The following is a 14,863-nucleotide window of genomic DNA, read 5'->3' as shown; positions in this document are numbered from 1 at the left end:
GGTGGAGTTACTCAGGCGTTCGATGGCACTGTTCCCTTCACCGTTTCTCCGGCGGCATGTGCACGGGTCTGCCCGAACGTGGGGATGAAGCCGGTGCCGCCCTTGCCGCCCACCACGAGGGAGGATGCGGCAGCACCGTAGCGGGCCGCCGTTGGGAAGTCATCGCCCAGCACGAGGCGGGCGGTGAGGGTACCCACGAACGCGTCGCCGGCGCCGGTCTGGTCCACCACGGCGGGCGCCGGGATGGCGGGAACCCAGGCCGAGACCGCGCCGGCCTCGAGCTGGACGCCTCTTGCACCGCAGGTGACGGCCACATTCTCCGTGCCCAGCGCGCGGAGCTTGGCGGCCGCTTCCTCAGCGGTGGCGGCGCCCAGCAGCGTCCTCGTCTCACCGGGGTAGGACGGCGTGACCAGGAACGCGTGCGGCGCCAGTTCGGTGAGGGCCGCCGTCGCATCCTCCACCGAGGTGAGGCGCGGGCGGAAGTTGGGGTCGTACACGAAGCGCTTGGCCACCGAGGCGGCCTTCGCGACGGCGGCGTGGGACGTCGTCGAAATGGCGCAGGCGATGCCGCCCGCCACCACTGCGCCGGCCGCGGCGAAAACTGCCGGGTCGACGTCGTCCGGGCCAAGTGTGGACCCGACGCTGCCGCTGCGGGCGTAGGAGAACTCGCGTTCGCCGTCGGGATCGCTGTGGACGAGGTAGACGCCCTGCTGTCCCTTGCGGAACGTCAGGAGGGCGGTGGAAATGCCAAGCTCGGCGATCCGGGCGGCGATGGCCTGGCCCAGGTCGTCGTCGGTCAGGACGGACAGCAGGCCCACCACGGCGCCGGCGGCGGCGGCTGCGGCGGCCACGTTGAGCGCATCGCCGGAAATGCCAAGCTGCGCCGGAACGCCGTGGCCGAAGGGCTGGTCCGTGGCCACTTCGACGAGGATCTCCCCCATCACCACCACGTCGAAGGGATTGTGGATGTCATTCACCAGTCGTGCACCGATCCGTCGAGACGCCGGTTCACCGGCAGGTATTTGGGGTCGAAGGGGAAGCGCGCGGCGGCCTCCTCGTCGAACTCTACGCCCAGGCCGGGTGCGTCCCCGGGGTGCATGTAGCCGTCTGCGAAGCTGTAGGAGGTCTTGAAGACCTCGCCGGCCGGGTCGCGGTGGCCCATGTATTCCTGGACCCCGAAGTTGGGGATGCTCATGTCCACATGCAGCGCGGCGGCGAAGGAGACAGGGGAGAGGTCCCCGGCGCCGTGCGAGCCGGAGCGGACGCCATAGAGGTCTGCGAGGGAGAAGATCCGGCGCAGGTGCGTGATGCCGCCGGCGTGCGAAACGGACGTGCGGATGTAGTCGATCAGGCGTTCGGTGATGAGCTGCTGGCAGTCCCAGATCGAGTTGAAAACCTCGCCGACGGCGATAGGCGTGGTGGTGTGCTGGCGGATCAGACGGAACGCGGACTGGTCTTCCGCCGGCGTGGGGTCCTCGATCCAGAACGGCCGGTACTGCTCCAGCGAGGCCCCGAGCCGTCCTGCCTCGATGGGGGTCAGGCGGTGGTGCACGTCGTGCAGGACGTGCACGCCATAACCGAACTCTTGGCGAACGTGGGCCAGCATCTTTGGCGCGAAGTCCAGGTACGCGGAGGTTTCCCAGGTGTCCTCCTGCGGCACGTTGCTGCTGGCAGGCTCGTACAGCTTCCCGTCCACGGGCGCGATGCCGTAGGTCTTGTCCAGTCCAGGGACGGCGGCCTGGGCCCGGATGGCCTTGTAGCCCAAATCCAGGTGATGCTGGAAATCGGCGCTGAGGTCCTCCAGCGTGGTGCCGCTGGCGTGGCCGTAGACCATGACTCCTTCGCGCGCCGCACCGCCCAGGAGTTCGTAGACGGGCATGCCGGCTGCCTTGCCCTTGATGTCCCAGAGCGCGACGTCGATCGCCGCAATCGCTGTCATGGTCACCGGGCCGCGTCGCCAGTAGGCGCCCTTGTAAAAGTACTGCCAGGCGTCCTCGATGCGGCGGGCGTCACGGCCGATCAGCAGCGGGCAGAGGTGCTCGGAGAGGTACGACGCCACGGCCAGCTCGCGGCCGTTCAGGGTGGCGTCGCCGATTCCGGTGATGCCGTCCTCGGTTTCAATAACGAGCGTCACGTAGTTCCGTCCGGGCGACGAAACCACAACCCGTGCGTCGGTGATCTTCACTGGGAGTCCTTCAGATGGTGGATGTGCAATGTATTTCTGGGATGAGCTGTCAGTTTCCGCTGAGGCGGAGCATGACCTTGCTGCTGTCGGAGGCGGGATCCACGGCGGTCCGCATCGCTTCCTCGGCGTCATCAATGCCGAATTTGTGGGTGATGACAGGTGAGACGTCCAGGCCGTTGGCCATTGCGCGGAGCGCGTCCGTGATCTCATCGACGAACCGGTAGGACCCGATCCAGGTGATTTCCCGGGTAACGAGGTCCCCCAGCGCCGAAGCCGCGGGCGCTCCGGGCAGGTTGCCCACCTGGACGATGGTCCCGCCGCGGGCCGTGGCCCGCAGGACGCCTCCGAGCACCGCAGGGATGCCGGTGGCCTCGAACACCAGCTCCACGTCTGCCGGAAGCGGGCTGTTGGAAACGTTGAGCACCTCATCGGCACCCATCGCACGGGCGATCCGCAGGGACGCATCGCTGATATCGGTGGCGGTCACCGTTCGGGCACCTGCATATTTGGCGGCCGCGGTGACCAGCGACCCGATAGGTCCGGCACCGTTGACCAGCACGTCCCGGCCTTCAAGGTCTCCAGCGCGGGCCACCGCGTGCATGGCCACGGCGAGTGGTTCGGCGAGCGCCCCGCGCAGGGTGTCCACGCCGTCGGGAAGGGGACGGACTTGGAATGCCTTGGCAAGCTTCCGTTCGCTGAAGCCACCGTCCGTGTGCGGATCGAACGCCGCAGAGCCGAAGTACCGGATCTGCGGGTAGAGATTGGTCCGGCCCTGCAGGCGTTCCGGCATGGTGCCGTCGCCCACAAGTTCGGCCGGGTGAACGGTCACGGGCTGGCCCACCTCGAGGTGTTCGACGCCGGCACCCAGTTTGGCGATCCGGCCAGCCACTTCATGGCCCAGGACGAGCGGCGACTTCAGCGCCGCCGTTCCCGACGCTCCGTGGCGCCAGTACGAAAGGTCACTTCCGCAGATGCCGCCCCATTCGACGTCGAGCACTACTTCGCCCGGCCCCGCAACTGGCTCAGGCCTGTCATCAATGCGGAGATCATTGGCCCCGTGGACTACAACGGCTTTCATACGGCGTCCTCGAGCCGGACCAGGTCGCGGCCGCGGACCTCGGGGCCGACGGCGGCTGAGACCAGGGTGATCAGCGAGTAGCCAATCAGCATTGCGGCGAGCGGCCACCAGTGCCCGGTGACGGCGGTGAGGGTGGCTGCCAGCAGTGGGCCGATCGCGGTGGCCAGGATCCCGCCGATTTCCTTGGCGAGGGCGAGCTGGGTGAAGCGGGTGCGGGCTCCGAAGAACTCGGCCATGGTGACACTTTCCATGGCGAACAGGCTCAGGACACCGAGGTTTAGGCCGATGACCATGGCGATGGTGATGATGGCGGAGTTGCCACTGGTGATCATCAGCATCATCGGTACGGCGAAGACGGCAGTCAGGGCGCTGAGGGCCAGGTACATCGGGCGGCGGCCGAAGCGGTCACCGAGGAGGCCGATCACCGGGATGGTGACGAAGCCCAGCAGTGAGCCGTACATGATGGCGTTGGTGCCTACCGTCTTGTCTGCGAGCAGGACCGTGGCAAGGTAGCCCACCAGGAAGGTCTGGACGAGCCCTGAGTTGCCGGCCTGCCCAAAACGAAGGCCAAGGGCAATGAGGAATGACTTGCCCTTTTTCTGATGCAGTGCGGCTTCGATGGTGCTGGTTCCGGCGGGCTCGGGGGCATGGTCGGCGGTCTTAATCTTTGCCTTGGTCAGGGCGACTCCGTCCACAACATCCGCGCGCTGTTCGAAGACGGGGCTTTCCTTGATGGAGCGCCGGATCCAGATGGCGAACAGCATGATCACGAAGCTGGCCAGGAAGGGGATCCGCCAGCCCCAGCTCAGGAGCTGGTCCTGGGAGAGCGAAGCCACCAGGATGGCCCACAGTGCGGAGGCACCCAGGGTTCCGGAGTTGGTGCCCAGGCAGACCAGGGACGAGATGATGCCGCGGCGGCGGGCCGATGCAAATTCCGCCAGCATCACGGTGGCGCCGGCGATTTCCGCACCGGCCCCGAATCCCTGGATGAGGCGCAGGGCCACCAGCAGGATGGGCGCCCAGATCCCCACCATGGCGTAGGTGGGGAGGACACCGATCAGGGTAGTGGAGGCCCCCATCAAGGCGATGGTGATGTAGAGGACCTTCTTGCGACCGATCCGGTCACCCATGCGGCCGAAGTAGACGGCACCGAACAGGCGGGCAACGTAACCCACGCCGTAGGTGGCCATCGCAGCGATCAGGCCGATAACGGGGCTGACGTCCGGAAAGAAGATTTTGTTGAAGACGATGGCCGCAGCCAGCGAATACAGCTGGAAGTCCATAAATTCCATGGCGGTGCCGAGCCAGCCGGAGATGGCAACCTTGGCGAGGTCGCGGGTGCTTCGGGCCTCGGCCTGCCCGGTGGTGGGGGGCGCAATGCTTTCGGTCATCAGTTGCTCCTTTGCAGGTGATGCGTTTCGAAGGGGATGGGTTACAGCTGCTGGCTGTCCGGGGGCGCCATTGGGGGCAACAGTGACGGGCAGCACGTCTATTTCTACTACCATACAAGCACTACCATTCTAGTGTGTCAACAGGTTAGACTGAGGCCATGCCAACGGACAAAAGAGAGACTGCCCCCCGACTCTCGGTGCGGGACCAAACCCTGGAAACGCTTCGCCGCCGGATCATCTCCCTGCAACTGCCCCCGGGTGAACCGCTGTCCGAGAATGAACTGGCCCAGGAGTTGGGCGTCAGCCGGACGCCGGTGCGCGAGAGCCTGATACTGCTCCGCGAGGAGGGCCTGGTGCAGGTCTTCCCGCAGATCGGCTCGTTCGTGTCGCTGGTGGACCTGGGGCGGGTTTCCGAAGCCCAGTTTGTCCGCGAGGCTATCGAATGTGCCTCCCTGCGGGATCTGGCGGTGGACGGCTCGGGCATCGCCGGACTGCGGGAAATCCTCAAGGCGCAGTCCGATGCGGACGCCCACGGCGACGTGGAGGAATTTTTCCGACTGGACGAGGATTTCCACCGGGAGCTGCTGCGGCTGGCAGGCCACGAGTCCGCGTGGACCGCCGTCAACTCAGCGAAGGCACACCTGGACCGGGCCCGCCGAATGAGTCTTTTGGATACCCGGCCGGTGTCCACCCTGATCGAGCAGCACACTGCCGTGGTGGACGCGCTTGAAGCCAACAACCTCTCCGGCGCAGACAGCAGCCTGCGCCTGCACTTGCGCGCCGTCTTCGAGGATGTCCAGCGAATCCAGGAGGCAACGCCGGAACTGTTCTCCGACGGCACTGCCCGGCGTCCGTCCCGGCGGAGCGTGGCGCGCCTCGTGTAGCAAAGCCCCCGGCCTGACCCAGTATCCCGCCCCGCGGTAGAGGAGCGCGCCTGGGGAACTCCTATTGTCAGCCCCTCTTGCTACGTTTGATCCCAGGCCAGGGGAACCGTCCTCCGGCCCGCGAACAGTTGGGGAGGCCCCGTGTTTCTGCTCGACGCTGCCGGCAAGGATGCCGGACCCGGCACACCGCCGGACCTGGTCTTTTCGGCCAGCGACCTGGTGGCAGCCAGCGAGTGTGAGTACCGCATGCTCCGCATCCTGGACGAAAAGCTAGGCCGCACCGCCAAGGCGGAGTTTCCCGCTGACGAGATGCAGAAACGCGCCGGCGAGTTGGGCGACCAGCATGAGCGGACCGTGCTTGCCAGCCTGGTGGCCAAGTACGGCGAATGGGACGCCAGCCGCGGCGCAGGGGTCTATTCCCTTGACCGCGGCCAGAACCTGCGCGGCGAACTGCAGGCCAAGCACGCCGAAACCGAACTCGCCCTCCGTTCCGGGGCAGACGTGGTTTTCCAGGCCACCTTTTTCGACGGCGAATTCCTGGGCTACGCCGACTTCCTGGTCAACGAGGCCGCCGGGACCGGCAACCCCGGCCGCTACGAGGTGTGGGACACCAAACTTGCCCGGCATGCAAAAGTGGGGGCGCTGCTGCAGCTTGCCGCCTACGGCGACCAACTCCTGGGGATGGGCCTGGAGCCCTCACCGGTTGTCACGCTGGTACTCGGAACGCGGGTGGGCGATGACTGGCTCAGGAGCAGCCATTCCCTGCCGGATCTCCTGCCCGTCTTCCGGGAACGACGCCGGCGCTTCCGCCACCTCACAGCCAGCCACCGCGCCGGTGACGGCGCAGTGGAGTGGCAACAGCCCGGCGTCGTCCACTGCGGGCGCTGCGACTACTGCGCGGAGCAGGTGCAGCTTCACCGGGATCTCCTGATGGTGGCTGGCATGTCCGTGGTCCAGCGGCGGAAGCTGCACGGGGCCGGCATCACCACCATCGACGAGTTGGCAGCCATGCCTGCCGGCGAGGCCAGGAACTCGGTGGCCAGGCTCCGCGCCCAGGCGCGGATGCAGCTTGGCCTGGACCCGACTGCAGGTTCCCGGACGTTCACCAAGGATGGACAGCCGCATACAGTGTCGTTCAGCGTCCTTCCCGACCATACGATCGGCTCGCTTCCTGCCCCCAGTGCCGGCGACATCTTCTTTGACTTCGAGGGCGATCCGCTCTGGCAGGATCCCGCCACCGGCGCCTGGGGCATCGAATACCTGTTTGGTGTCATAGAGGCCCCGGTGGCGGGCGCCCCCGGGGATCCGGTGTTCCGGCCGTTCTGGGCCCATTCCCGCTCCGGCGAGCGCCGTGCCTTCCTCGACTTCCTGGATTACGTCGAGGAACGCCGCGCCATGTACCCGGACATGCACGTCTACCATTACGCCGCCTACGAAAAAACGGCGCTGCGGAACCTGTCCCTGGCGCACCAGGCCGGTGAGGACACAGTAGACGACTGGCTCCGGCAGGGGCTGCTGGTGGACCTGTACGCCACGGTCGGGCACTCCATCCGGGTCTCGGAAGCGTCCTATTCCATCAAGAAGCTGGAACCGCTTTACATGGGGGACAACCTACGGTCCGGGGAAGTCAAGGACGCCGGGGCCTCTGTGGTTGCCTACGCCGCCTACTGCGCCGCCCGTGATGACGGGCGGCAGGACGATGCCGACGCCATCCTGGCCTCGATCTCGGACTACAACCAGTACGACTGCCTCTCCACCCTCCGGCTCCGGGACTGGTTGCTTCAGCTGGGCCAACAAGCCGGTGTCCCCGGAGAGCCAAGCCAGGACGCACTGGGAGCGATGGATGCTGCGGGCGGACAGGCCACTCTGGCCGGGCAGGTCCTGTCAGCGGCCGGCGAGGGAGCTGCCGGTGACGGTTCAGCCCACGCCGGTGAGTCGCCTGAGGAAACCAGGCTGCGGGAGTACCTTGCAGGCTTGCCGGACAACCGTCCGTGGACCGACGACGAGCGCGCCATCGCCATGGTTGCCGCCGCCACCGGATACCACCGCCGCGAGCGCAAGCAGTTCTGGTGGCAGCATTTCGACCGGGTCGAGGCACCGCTGGACAACTGGTCCGACCAACGGAATGTCTTCGTTGTGTCCTCGGCGGAAGTTGTGTCGGACTGGGCCCTGGCAAAGCCCCGGGAACGGATGCGCACGCGGGTCCTGAAGCTCCGCGGAACCATGACCGAGGGCTCAGATTTCCGCCCCGACTCCAGCTGGTGCCGCCTGTATGACGCGCCTGGACCCGATGGCATGACCGATCCGCCGGCCGCGTCCGGTGCGAGGGCATTCACGTTCGGGACCAGGATCAGTGAGCTGGAAGCGGCGCCGGACAGCCCGGAACACCTGATCACCATTGCGGAGCGGGAGACCGGAAAGGTCCGCGCCTACCCGCACCTGCCGGTGGCCCTCACCGAGGACCAGCCCCTCGCGACCGCCAGTATTGAAGCCGCCATCGCGGCGATAGCGCAGGCTGTTGGCTCTTCCGTGCCGTCCCTCCCCGCGCAGCCGGGCCTGGACATCCTGCGGAAGCTGCCGCCGCGGTTCCGCTCCCGGCAAGGACCAGCCGGAGTGCTGCCTGGTGAAGACGGCACCGCTGACTATGCACGGGCGATCACCGTGTCACTGCAGGACCTGGACCATTCCTATCTGGCCGTCCAGGGGCCGCCGGGGACAGGCAAGACGTTCGTGGGTGCCCATGTGATCGGCAGGCTGGTGGCCCAGGGATGGAAAATCGGTGTGGTGGCCCAGTCGCACAACGTGGTGGAAAACCTGCTGTGCCGGGCCATTGAAACCGGTGGAGTGGATCCGCAGGTGGTGGGCAAGAAACTGGCCGCTCCACACCAGGTTCCCTGGAGCCATACGTCAGAAGGCGATGTCGCCCGGCTGCTGGCGTCGCCGGGCGGATGCCTGATCGGAGGCACGGCATGGACTGTGACGGGTAAGGAAGTCCCTGCAGGGTCACTGGATCTTCTGGTCATTGACGAGGCAGGCCAGTTCTCGCTGGCCAACACCCTGGCGGTCTCTGTGGCAGCCACGCGGCTGCTCCTGCTGGGCGACCCGCAGCAGCTCCCGCAGGTTACACAGGGCACGCACCCCGAACCCGTGGATGAATCCGCTCTCGGCTGGCTGGCCGCCGGCCACGCTACCCTGCCTTCAAGCCTGGGGTACTTCCTGGCAGACACATGGCGGATGCATCCGCACCTGTGCCGGGCGGTGTCCAATCTCAGCTATGAAGGAAAGCTGCGTTCCGCTGCCGCTGCGGCCCTCCGCGAACTGGAGCAGCTGGCCCCGGGCGTGGAGACGGTCCTGGTCAACCACGCGGGCAACACCACAGCGTCACGGGAGGAGGCGGCGGAAGTTGTGCGCCAAGCCCGCCGCCATCTCGGCCTGAAGTGGACGCCGGGCCCGGACGCTGAGTCACGCCCCCTCGAGCAGCAGGACCTGCTGGTGGTTGCTGCCTATAACGCCCAGGTCCATCTGATCCGTAAGCATTTGGCAGAGGCCGGCCTGCCGGAGGTGCGGGTGGGAACCGTGGACAAATTCCAGGGCCAGGAAGCTCCGGTAGTGCTGGTCTCCATGGCGTGCTCCGCGGTGGCCGAGGCCCCGCGCGGTGCCGAATTCCTGCTCAACCGGAACCGTATCAACGTGTCCGTGTCCCGCGGACAATGGCGTGCCGTGATCATCCGCTCCCCGGAGCTCACCAGCTACATGCCGCACAAGCCCGCGGCGCTGGAGGAACTTGGCGCCTTCATCGGCCTAAGCCCCCGGGAGTAGCCGCACAGAAACGGGTGCCGTCAGTGCGCCCGGAATCCGCCGAAGGTCCCCTGGGCAGCTGAAAAGCCGGACTCAACCCGCTCCACCCGCCCAGGGGTCCGGTCCGACTTGAGCCAGTCCAGCAGTTTCCGGACCTGCGGTTCGGCGCCTTCGGCAATTACCGACACCGACCCGTCGTCGAGGTTGCTCACCTCGCCGGACAATCCAAGTTCCTCCGCGGTGCCCATGGTCCAGTAGCGGAAGCCCACACCCTGGACCATCCCAAACACCCGGGCGTCCAGGCGGACAGCGTTCTGGGCCGAACCGCCCCGCGCCGAATCGTGCGCTGAGTCTGCGTGCCTGCCCATGGTGCTCCTTCTCCAAACCTTGCTGCCCCCATCGGGTCGCAGTAACCGCGTCTCCCAACCCGGGAGACGGTTACTTACGACCCGACGGGGCTGCGTAAGGGCTAGTTGATGGTGATGTCGCGGGTGGCGTGGTTGTAACGGATGGTCACGGTGCCGCCGGCGTGGTGCAGCTCGTGGTTGGGGCCATCGAAGGTGCCGAACGCGCCGTAGTTCTCAGTCCACGAGCGGTTGAGGGCGATCTTGAACGTGTAGAAGCCGGCGGGAAGCTCGGCGCTCTTCTTCCACAGCTGGTCCAGGAAGTCGAACTCCATCTGTGCCTCGTCATACTGCGGCGCCCAGTTCTCGGGTGCACCCAGGATGGTGTTGAAGTCGCCGGCCAGGGCCACGGCTTCGGGCTGCGGCAGGGTTTCGACGTCCGGACCCTCCAGCGGTTCGGCAGCAACATCGGCAGCAGGTGCAGCAGCGGCCTTGTCCTTCGCGGGCGTCTTGCCCTTGCGGACGGCTGCCACCACGGGCTCGACGGCGTCTTCGATCGCCTTGGCTGCCTTGCCCACAACGGAGGCTGCCTTCTTGGCCGGGGCCTTCTTGGCGGTTTTCTTCGGGGCTTCCGTCTTGGCCGGAACCTCAAGTGTGGCCGCGGCGGCGGAGACGGGGCGGACAAAGCCTGCGGGAGCCGTGGGGACCGGCGTGTCGGCAGGGACGGGAGTGCCGGCGTCGAGCGCGGCCGCGAAGGAGTCAGCGTCCGGGAAGGCGACCGTGGCGCGCATGCCGTCCTCGGTGATGGTCCAGCCGGTGCGGCCCTTGATCAGCCAGCCGGCCTTCACGAGCTTGGCGGTGGCCGAGGTGAGGGTCTTGTGGCCGCGCGGGATGCCGCCGCTGAGGAGTTCGGCCTCATGGTCGTTGAAGGGCACGCGGGCGGTTGCCTCCGCCAGGACCTGGCCCGCATTCAGTGCATCGCCGGACCACACGCCTTCGGTCAGGACATCCAGGACGGTCTTGAGTCGAAGGTAGGTGTTTTCTGCGGTGGACTTGGCCATGATTCCCCTTATATAAAAGCGATCGGTCTTAGGCATCTTGCCAACTGCCCATTAAATCGCGCGACTTTAATTGGTTAACTCTGCGTGTCGTGACCGACTGTGAAGCGGATGGTGCCGCAAGTGAGGCGGAGGTCTCGGGTAAGGGCTGTCTGCATAACCCTGGAAGCGCTGGCATGGGTGCCGCCCTGCACTCCCCGGACACGCCTGCGGCACCTAGTTTACCGGGCAAAAAGCACCGCTGTTGCGCTCGACACAGCGGGGGTCAGTCGGACACTTCCCTGCCGTTCAATTCCGCCAGCAGTTCCGCCTTCCGCTCCTCCGACGCGAAGGAGGAGTGGATGGAGTTGGCGGCCAGGCGTGCCTTGTCGAAATCGGAGAGGTCGAACACCGTGGTGAGCTGCGCAAAGTTGTCATCCACGTACCCGCCGAAGTACGCGGGGTCGTCGGAATTGACCGAGACATTCAGGCCGGCTGCCAGCATGGCGGGCAAGGGATGATCGGCGAGGGTGTCCACGGCGCGGAGCCGGACGTTGGACAGGGGGCAGACCGTCAGGGGAATGCGTGCGTCCACGAGGCGCTCCACCAGGTCGGGATCGTCCATGCAGCGGATGCCGTGGTCGATCCGTTCCACGCCCAGGACGTCCAGGGCTTCGATAATGTACGACGCCGGGCCCTCCTCCCCTGCGTGGGCCGTCAGCCGCAGGCCCGCTTCACGCGCCTTCCCGTACAGCCGCTCAAACTTGGAAGGCGGGTTGCCCACTTCGGCCGAGTCCAGGCCGATCGCACCGATCGGAGCATTCATGGCCAGCAGTTGATCCAGGACTTCGAGGGCGGAGTCCTCCGGGAGGTCACGCAGGAATGCAGCGATCAGCATGGTGGAGATGCCGTAGTCCTCCTCCGACGTGGCAAGGACAGAGGCGACACCTTGGACGCAGGCCTCCAGGGGAATCCCGCGGGATACGTGCGCCTGCGGGTCCATCATGATTTCCGCGTGCCGGACGCCGGCGGCAGCAGCCCGCTCCAGGTATGCCCGGGTCATGTCCGCGAAGTCCTGCTCGGTCCGCAGGACGGCCATGTTGGCGTAGTAGAGGTCCAGGAAGGACTGCAGGTCTGTGAACTCGTACTTTTCGCGCAGTTCGTCCAGGCCGGAGTACGGCAGCGCAATGCCGTTGCGTTCGGCCAGGGCGAAGATGAGCTCGGGCTGCAGCGTGCCCTCAATGTGCAGGTGCAGTTCGGCCACCGGGAGGGGCTTGGCAGGGACCGCAGGTTCCGCGAAGTCCGTTTCGGTTTCGGGCATGGTGCTGCCGCCGGGAAAGTTGTCCATCCGGTCAGGATAGTGCCCCGCCCGGTTTCGCGCCTGCCCGGGCCTCTGGAAGCGGAATGGTCCAACCCGGGGAGCGTGCCATGGCCCACACTCAACACGCCTGCCGGAATCTCGATTTGATAACGCCCAAACGATGTCCTAGCGTGAAATGCATGCCCGTTCGGCGGGCTTCTTGATTGCCCGGTGCTGCCTTCACCAGAACTGCCCAGCGGCAGCCACCGATAGTGACCTCTATTCGTCAGGGGCGGGCAGTGGCGCGACGATCTCCGGGGACGGAACCAGCGCTGGTGGCCTTCAGGAGCATCACCATCATGAAAAACACCAAATTCCGTACTGCCGCACGCCGCGGAGTCACCCTGGCCGCCGTCTCCGCGGCAGGTTTGGCCCTCTCAGCCACGGCGGCCAACGCAGCGACCCCCACGTCCACCTGGGATGCACTCGCCCAGTGCGAGAGCGGCGGGAACTGGTCCACCAATACGGGCAACGGCTTCTCCGGCGGCCTGCAGTTCACCTCCAGCACCTGGTCAGCCTATGGCGGAACCGGTTCCCCGGAGAACGCCAGCCGTGAACAGCAGATCGCTGTCGCCGAGCGGGTCCAGGCATCCCAGGGCTGGGGCGCCTGGCCGTCCTGCTCGTCGCAGCTCGGACTGAGCGGCGGCGGCGGAGCACCGGTCCAGAGTGCCCCCGTTCAGAGCACCCCCGTGCAGAGCACCCAGGTTCAGAGCGCTCCGGTCCAAAGCGCTCCGGTCAAGCAGGCACCTGCGCCGCGGCATGCAACCTCGGTTCCCCTCAGCGGCGAGACCTACACCCTGCAGGCCGGGGACACCTTGAGCATCGTGGCCCAGAAGCTCGGCATCCAGGGCGGCTGGCAGCACCTTGCCGACGCAAACCTGGACACCATTTCGGATCCGAACCTCGTGTTCGAGGGACAGGTCATCCAGCTCCCCGCCTAATACCTGGGGACGTTCCACCAGCGGCTGCGGCCGCCGCGCCTTTCACAGGCGCCACAGACAGGTCGGCGATAGACAAATTCCGTTGACCAAAGTACGACGCCGGCACACCCCCATAAGGGATGTGCCGGCGTCGTACTTTAATCAGTCAGCCCCTGCCGCCCTGGGCGGCAGGGACCGGACGGTCAGCTGGCGGGGAGCTCGCGGACGATCCGCACCTTCCAGGCGGACTCGTCGCTGGTGTCCAGCAAGGCGACGGTGCCATGTGCCAGATTCAGGGCAACCCGCTTGACGGCCAGCAGCTCCAGGTAGAGGTGCTCGTTCATCCGGCTGGGGGTGTCGATCATGTACTTCACCGCGTCGCGCAACTGCCGGTAGTTGGCGCTGCGTTCCCGGTGCATGTGCAGTTCCAGCGCGGAGCGTTGCTTGAGCCGCGGCTCGTGCCGGTTGAGCAGTGTCACGGCGGTGTGCACTGCAACCACGAGGGTCAGCGAGACGCCGTAGATCCACCAGCCGCTGGAGAGCAGGAACAGGGGCAGGTTTCCAATGGCCACGAGCGCGATGACCACCCGGAGGGCGGCGATGCGGCGGACCGTCCTGGCGACGGCAGCCATGCCGTCGCGGAAACGGTGCTGATCCTTGCGCGCGGCGGCGGGATCGATAATGAACTCGTCCAGAACCAGGATTCCCTGGGCTTCCGGGCCCAGCATCTGCCCGTAGCGGGGCAGCGCGGTGCGGGCGTGGTCGACGGCTTTGTCAGGTGTAGATGTCATGAGAGAGCTTCCAAAACGCGGGGGTGGTTGCGGTGATCTTAGTGGTTTAACCTGAAAGCCGTATGCAGGCGTCCATTATTTGGACAGGTCGCGCTTCCTCAAGTGGTCCTGCGCACTGTAATTGGAACATCCGGCGCATGCCGTCAGACTGAATAGATGCAAACCTTCCTCCCGTACCCTGACTTCCGCGAAAGCGCCAAAGCCCTGGACACCGCACGGCTGGGCAAGCAGCGGGTTGAAGCGCTGCAAACCCTTCGCGCCCTGGTGATTCCGGAGTACGGCTGGCAGACCCATCCAGCTATCCGGATGTGGATGGGCCACGTTCCCGCTCTCACCATGTATGGCCTGGCCATGGCGGACGAATGGATCGAGCGCGGCCACCCGGACAACACCCGCGCGAACATCGCGGAATTCGCGCCGCAGGCAGCCCACCCTGACTACGCCGCCAAAATCGTGATGCCGCCGTGGCTCGGGGACCCCGACTTCCACTTGAGCCACCGTTCCAAGCTGGTGCACAAGGAGCCCAAGTTCTATACCCGCGTTTTCCCGGACGCGGTCCCGGATATGGACTACGTCTGGCCGGAGCCGCGGCACGAGTTCCTGCCGCAAGAGCCGGAAGGGGACATTCTGTGGATCCTGCGGGAGCCGCACGACGACGTCGACCCCCAGTCCCTTACCACCGTGGCGCTTCCGCCCGTGAACCGGAATGCTGCTGCCGCTGCGGCGGCGACCGGGGACGACGGCTACTCTCCCGTCTACGTGGAGGATGGCTCCCGCCGGCCTTCCCGGGCCCCCAAGAAGGCGGCGCCCAGGCCGCAGATGAAGAAGCCCACCCGTAAGCGCCTGGCGCAGGAGGAGGCCTTCCGGACCCTTCCGGGAAAAACGCCGGTTGCTGTTCCGTTCGAGAACGGGGCCAGGTTCGCCGTCGGACAGGTGGTTGGGCGCCCCCTTACGCTCGATGACGGCCGTTTCGGCAGGAATTTCGAAGTCACGGAGATCATTGACCGCTCGGCATTCGCGTACCCCGCCCTGCTGCAGGATCCCCGCGTGTTCTTCCCGGTAGAGGCACCGTAGG

12 protein-coding genes are annotated in these 14,863 nt (G+C 66.3%); 4 read left to right on the top strand and 8 right to left on the bottom strand.

Annotated features, from left to right (window positions below):
• Positions 1 to 11: 11 nt before the first annotated feature.
• The 4 genes from LDO22_RS18535 to LDO22_RS18520 are packed head-to-tail and all read right to left on the bottom strand — an operon-like array spanning position 12 to position 4,654.
• The gene (locus LDO22_RS18535) at positions 12 to 941 is read right to left on the bottom strand and encodes a PfkB family carbohydrate kinase (RefSeq protein ID WP_224027283.1); all 930 of its coding nucleotides are present in this window, start codon (positions 939 to 941) and stop codon (positions 12 to 14) included.
• A 32-nt stretch (positions 942 to 973) separates the two neighbouring features.
• Positions 974 to 2,185 (bottom strand): D-mannonate dehydratase ManD, encoded by a 1,212-nt coding sequence (gene manD / locus LDO22_RS18530; protein ID WP_224025161.1) that lies wholly within the window; start codon positions 2,183 to 2,185, stop codon positions 974 to 976.
• Between the two features lie 49 nt (positions 2,186 to 2,234).
• Positions 2,235 to 3,263, bottom strand: a complete 1,029-nt coding sequence (locus LDO22_RS18525; RefSeq protein WP_224025159.1) for an L-idonate 5-dehydrogenase — start codon at positions 3,261 to 3,263, stop codon at positions 2,235 to 2,237.
• Complete coding sequence (locus LDO22_RS18520; protein WP_224025158.1) at positions 3,260 to 4,654, bottom strand: MFS transporter; 1,395 nt, start codon at positions 4,652 to 4,654, stop codon at positions 3,260 to 3,262. Before LDO22_RS18520 ends, LDO22_RS18525 begins: the two co-directional genes overlap by 4 nt.
• 158 nt (positions 4,655 to 4,812) lie before the next feature.
• Here LDO22_RS18520 and LDO22_RS18515 point away from each other — a divergent pair, with 158 nt between their 5' ends.
• Both LDO22_RS18515 and LDO22_RS18510 read left to right on the top strand, forming a co-directional pair.
• Positions 4,813 to 5,538, top strand: coding sequence for a GntR family transcriptional regulator (locus LDO22_RS18515; protein ID WP_224025157.1), 726 nt, complete (start codon positions 4,813 to 4,815; stop codon positions 5,536 to 5,538).
• Positions 5,539 to 5,679: 141 nt separating this feature from the next.
• Positions 5,680 to 9,357, top strand: a complete 3,678-nt coding sequence (locus LDO22_RS18510; RefSeq protein WP_224025156.1) for a TM0106 family RecB-like putative nuclease — start codon at positions 5,680 to 5,682, stop codon at positions 9,355 to 9,357.
• Between the two features lie 20 nt (positions 9,358 to 9,377).
• Here LDO22_RS18510 and LDO22_RS18505 read toward each other — a convergent pair whose 3' ends face one another.
• The 3 genes from LDO22_RS18505 to LDO22_RS18495 all read right to left on the bottom strand — a co-directional run bounded on the left by LDO22_RS18505 (position 9,378) and on the right by LDO22_RS18495 (position 12,038).
• Complete coding sequence (locus tag LDO22_RS18505; protein WP_224025155.1) at positions 9,378 to 9,704, bottom strand: acylphosphatase; 327 nt, start codon at positions 9,702 to 9,704, stop codon at positions 9,378 to 9,380.
• A gap of 101 nt (positions 9,705 to 9,805) precedes the next feature.
• The gene (locus tag LDO22_RS18500; RefSeq protein WP_224025154.1) at positions 9,806 to 10,741 is read right to left on the bottom strand and encodes a glycosidase; all 936 of its coding nucleotides are present in this window, start codon (positions 10,739 to 10,741) and stop codon (positions 9,806 to 9,808) included.
• 262 nt (positions 10,742 to 11,003) lie between these two features.
• Complete coding sequence (locus LDO22_RS18495; protein ID WP_224027282.1) at positions 11,004 to 12,038, bottom strand: adenosine deaminase; 1,035 nt, start codon at positions 12,036 to 12,038, stop codon at positions 11,004 to 11,006.
• Between the two features lie 338 nt (positions 12,039 to 12,376).
• Here LDO22_RS18495 and LDO22_RS18490 point away from each other — a divergent pair, with 338 nt between their 5' ends.
• Positions 12,377 to 13,018, top strand: a complete 642-nt coding sequence (locus LDO22_RS18490; RefSeq protein WP_224025153.1) for a transglycosylase family protein — start codon at positions 12,377 to 12,379, stop codon at positions 13,016 to 13,018.
• Between the two features lie 182 nt (positions 13,019 to 13,200).
• On the opposite strand, the gene LDO22_RS18485 is transcribed toward LDO22_RS18490, so the two are convergent.
• Positions 13,201 to 13,788 carry a hypothetical protein gene (locus LDO22_RS18485; protein WP_159632782.1) on the bottom strand — a complete coding sequence of 196 codons (588 nt, stop codon included), beginning with the start codon at positions 13,786 to 13,788 and terminating at the stop codon, positions 13,201 to 13,203.
• A 156-nt stretch (positions 13,789 to 13,944) separates the two neighbouring features.
• Between LDO22_RS18485 and LDO22_RS18480 the strand changes: the two genes are divergently transcribed.
• Positions 13,945 to 14,862 (top strand): MSMEG_6728 family protein, encoded by a 918-nt coding sequence (locus LDO22_RS18480; RefSeq protein WP_224025151.1) that lies wholly within the window; start codon positions 13,945 to 13,947, stop codon positions 14,860 to 14,862.
• The last annotated feature ends 1 nt before the right edge of the window (position 14,863 follow it).

This window comes from Arthrobacter sp. NicSoilC5 (assembly GCF_019977395.1).
Lineage (GTDB): Bacteria > Actinomycetota > Actinomycetes > Actinomycetales > Micrococcaceae > Arthrobacter.
This window is presented reverse-complemented; position numbering and strand designations above follow the sequence as displayed.